The sequence below is a fragment of the Planktosalinus sp. genome (assembly GCF_059864935.1).
Window position 1 is genome coordinate 1 of the sequence record NZ_JCBCCK010000493.1, and the last position, 3,014, is coordinate 3,014.

At 39.4% G+C, this 3,014-nt stretch carries 4 protein-coding genes; 3 read left to right on the forward strand and 1 reads right to left on the reverse strand.

Annotated elements, in window-relative coordinates; genetic code table 11:
• Positions 1 to 689, reverse strand: a 689-nt coding sequence (locus AC6F75_RS14300; RefSeq protein ID WP_500715764.1) for a hypothetical protein, incomplete at its 3' end; no start/stop codon positions are given.
• A 26-nt stretch (positions 690 to 715) separates the two neighbouring features.
• Here AC6F75_RS14300 and ruvC point away from each other — a divergent pair.
• The 3 genes from ruvC to AC6F75_RS14315 all read left to right on the forward strand — a co-directional run.
• Positions 716 to 1,312 (forward strand): crossover junction endodeoxyribonuclease RuvC, encoded by a 597-nt coding sequence (gene ruvC / locus AC6F75_RS14305; RefSeq protein ID WP_500715765.1) that lies wholly within the window; start codon positions 716 to 718, stop codon positions 1,310 to 1,312.
• Positions 1,312 to 2,511, forward strand: a complete 1,200-nt coding sequence (gene hemW, locus AC6F75_RS14310; RefSeq protein WP_500715766.1) for a radical SAM family heme chaperone HemW — start codon at positions 1,312 to 1,314, stop codon at positions 2,509 to 2,511. The genes ruvC and hemW overlap by 1 nt, the downstream gene beginning before the upstream one ends.
• Before the next feature lie 92 nt (positions 2,512 to 2,603).
• A partial coding sequence (locus AC6F75_RS14315; protein WP_500715767.1) for a cyclase family protein occupies positions 2,604 to 3,014 on the forward strand: 411 nt, incomplete at its 3' end.

A 3,014-nucleotide genomic window follows, 5' to 3' on the forward strand; every position in this document is an offset into this window, starting at 1 on the left:
ACCAAAAAAGCAAACTGCAATGAAAAAGCCAGATAACGAATCAGTGAAAAACCAACAATTTTTAAACGGTCTTCTTTGGGAATGCTTCGCGTAAAATTGCTGATTTTATCCAATGAAAATCCCCTGATTTTTATCGTTTTAAACGAAATTATTTTCCTTAAAAAAATCAATAAAACTATGGAAATCAATATCAACAACACATAACTGAAAACCCATTCCTGATAATCTTGAGAAATAAGAAAATAAAGTCCAATGACACCAAAAAGAACAGTCGCTGACATTTGCGCCATATTGCCCAAAAAGTTTAAAAAAAGCACTTTTTTAGCCTGTTTTTTGTCAAAAAAGACAGTTTTTGCGCCATATTCGCCAATTTTGAAAGGTGTGAAAATAGAAGTAGTGTGCGCAACAAGCACTTGTTTTACACTTTCGAAAATCGAAATTGTTCTAATTTTTCTTGCCAATACCTGCCACTTCAACATTTCAAAAAACCAGTTGAAAACGGTAAAACTAATCACTAAAATCAGGTTTTGGACATTGAATAAAGGTGAGTTAAAGAGTTGTGACTTAAAATCAGCCCACAAAATACCGTCCTGCGATTTGATCTGGTAAAAGATAAATGCGATAGCTGCAATTACCACCGTTACTTTTAGCAGGACAAACAGATATTGTTTAGATTTGTAAGCATCCATAAGTAAAAACCAAAGTACTACATTTCTTGAACACAGAAAAAATTATATTAGGCATTGACCCCGGAACCACGATTATGGGCTTTGGACTCATAAAAGTGGTGAACAAAAAAATGGTTTTTTTGCAACTTAATGAGCTTCAGCTTAAAAAATATGACGACCATTATGTAAAACTCAAAATCATTTTTGAGCGCACCGTTGAGCTGATTGACACCTACCACCCCGATGAAATTGCCATTGAAGCACCGTTTTACGGTAAAAATGTGCAGTCCATGTTAAAGCTCGGAAGGGCACAGGGGGTCGCCATGGCTGCCGGACTTTCAAGACAAATTCCCATCACAGAATATTCCCCAAAGAAAATCAAAATGGCCATCACCGGAAACGGAAACGCCAGCAAAGAACAAGTCGCTAAAATGCTGCAAAGCCTTTTGGAACTCAAAGAACTCCCCAAAAACCTCGACTCCACCGACGGGCTCGCAGCTGCCGTGTGCCACTTTTACAATATGGGAAAAACCACCGGTGAAAAAAGCTATACCGGCTGGGGGGCATTTGTGAAACAGAATATGCCCCCTGACCCCCAAAGGGGGAAAAACATTGTTATTTCAGTTAAGAAGAAAAAAGATTAATGAGTTTTAAGCAGAATTCAGAGAAAATAGACAAAAAAAAAGGCTCCTCCCCTTTGGGGAGGCCGGGAGGGGCTTTTGGAATTTACCTCCATATCCCCTTCTGCAAGCAAGCCTGCCATTATTGCGACTTTCATTTTTCGACTTCGTTGAAAAAGAAAAGTGAACTGGTGGAAGCACTTTGTCATGAACTGGTTTTTCGAAAAGACGAAATTAAAGGAACAATAGGAACAATTTACTTTGGTGGTGGCACCCCTAGTTTGTTGACCCAAAAAGAACTCGAACTTATTTTCAAAACCATTTTTGAAAACTTCAGCGTTAGCAAAAACCCCGAAGTCACTTTGGAAGCAAACCCTGACGACCTCACTGAAGAAAAAATAAAACAACTTGCAGACTCCCACATCAACCGATTGAGCATCGGTATTCAATCCTTTTTTGAGGAAGATTTAAAGATGATGAACCGTGCGCATAATGCAGCGGAAGCAGAACATTGTTTGAAATTGGCCTGCCGTTACTTTGACAATATTTCCCTGGATTTGATTTATGGAATCCCCGGGATGTCTAACGAGCGTTGGAAGCAAAACATTGACAAAGCATTGTCATTCGGCATCCCGCATATTTCCAGTTATGCCCTCACCGTAGAACCAAAAACTGCACTGGATACATTTATTAAAAAAGGCATCGTCCCGCCCATTGATGAAGAACTTGCAGAACAACACTTTCATACTTTGATTGAAATGCTTACGGGAAAGGGGTTTGTGCATTACGAACTTTCCAATTTTGGAAAAGAAGGTTATTTCAGCAAAAACAATACTGCTTATTGGCAGGGAAAACCCTATCTGGGCATTGGCCCTTCTGCACATTCATTCGACGGAAACACCCGAAGTTGGAACGTGCGCAACAACACTTTGTATATCAAATCCATCGCAAAAAACAAACTCCCTTTAGAAGCTGAAACCTTAACTAAAACCGACCGTTACAACGAATATATAATGACGGGACTGCGAACGATTTGGGGGGTTTCCGTAAGTAGGGTGGAAAAAGAATTTGGTGTAAGATATAAAGAATACCTTTTAAAACAAGCCCAAAAACATATTGAAGGACACTTGTTGTATTTGGATGGCGATACACTTTTAGTTACGCAAAAAGGTAAATTTTTGAGTGATGGGATATCATCAGATTTATTTTTACTAAATTTATAAACCTCTGCGCACATCAGCGCAATCTGCGGGAAATTTTAGCCAGCAGATCACGCTGATTATCGCTGATTATTTTCAAATAATATTTAATCCGAATGATTACAAAGATTGCCTGCCAAAACAAAACCTACACCATCGACTTGTCGAAGCCTTTGGACATTTCAATCCCATTAGTTGGAAGCAATAAAAACCCGAACGCCTGGTACATCGGGCAACCCAAAATAGAACCTGTTGAAGACGACGGCTGGATTGCCAAAGTGAGCGAAGGCGCCTCAATCAATTTCAATACTATTGAATTTAACCCACACGCACACGGCACCCATACCGAATGTTACGGCCATATCTCAGAAGAATTTTATTCAGTAAACAAAGCCCTGAAACAGTTTTTCTTCCTGGCAGAAGTCATAACCGTTGCCCCTGAATCCTTTGGAAAAGAAGATAAAGTCATTTCCAAAAAGCAAATTGAAAAAGCCTTGAAAGGCGCAACACCACAAGCCCTTGTCATT

What these genes read in the sequence shown, in the direction of transcription:
- hemW (WP_500715766.1), top strand. Translation starts at nt 1,312, where the DNA reads ATGAGTTTTAAGCAGAATTCAGAGAAAATAGACAAAAAAAAAGGCTCC.